The 837-nt window shown below is 73.7% G+C and carries 1 protein-coding gene; it reads left to right on the top strand.

Annotation, left to right across the window (positions count from 1 at the left end):
* A partial coding sequence (locus AC5RV2_RS18645) for an oxidoreductase (protein ID WP_494093563.1) occupies window positions 1–672 on the top strand: 672 nt, incomplete at its 5' end.
* Window positions 673–837: the final 165 nt, after the last annotated feature.

Here is an 837-nt window from a genome sequence, read left to right as displayed (position 1 = left end):
GCCTTCGGCCGCTACGCGGCGCCCGATGCCCTGGACGAGGCCGGCATCCGGCAGGTCATCGCGGACTTCCGCGACGCGGCGGCGCGTGCCGTCTGGGCCGGCTTCGACACCGTGGAGATCCACGGCGCCCACGGCTACCTGCTGCACCAGTTCCTCTCGCCGCTGGTCAACACCCGCACCGACGGCTGGGGCGGTACGGCCGCCGGGCGCGCCCGGCTGCTGCTGGAGGTGGTGGAGGCGGTCCGCGGCGTCATCCCGGACGCCATGCCGCTGCTGCTGCGAGTCTCCGCCTCCGACTGGTCGGACGGCGGGCTGGAACCGGAGGCCGTGGCCGACGTGGTGGAACAGGCCGCTGCCCGCGGCGTGGACCTGGTGGACGTCTCGAGTGGCGGCGCGGTCCACGGGGCGAACATCCCGCTGCGACCGGGATACCAGGTGCCCTTCGCGGCCGCCATCCGGCGCCAGGCCGGCATCCCGACCGGCGCCGTCGGACTCATCACCACGGCCGCGCAGGCCGACTCCATCATCAGGGAAGGCTCGGCGGACGCGGTACTGCTCGCCCGGGCGGCGCTGCGCGACCCGCACTGGTGGCAGCGCGCCGCCGTCGAACTGGGCCACGAACTGCCGTGGGCGCCGCAATACGAGCGTGCCGCGGTGGCGGAGAAATATTAGTCCTTGCGGATGACGTCCCGGTGAACCCCCGGTTGTTAGCGTGGACACATGACTTCGCACCCATCACAACCACCGGTCCAGCAGCCGGACGAGCAGAACAGCAGCGCGGTACCGGTGCCGGGCGGCCCCGCCCCGCACGGGTACCCGGCGCCCGGCCCCTCGGCG

Source organism: Arthrobacter sp. Y3225116 (assembly GCF_059091245.1).
The sequence above is the reverse complement of the archived record's forward strand: the minus strand, read 5'-3'. Positions and strand labels throughout refer to the sequence as shown.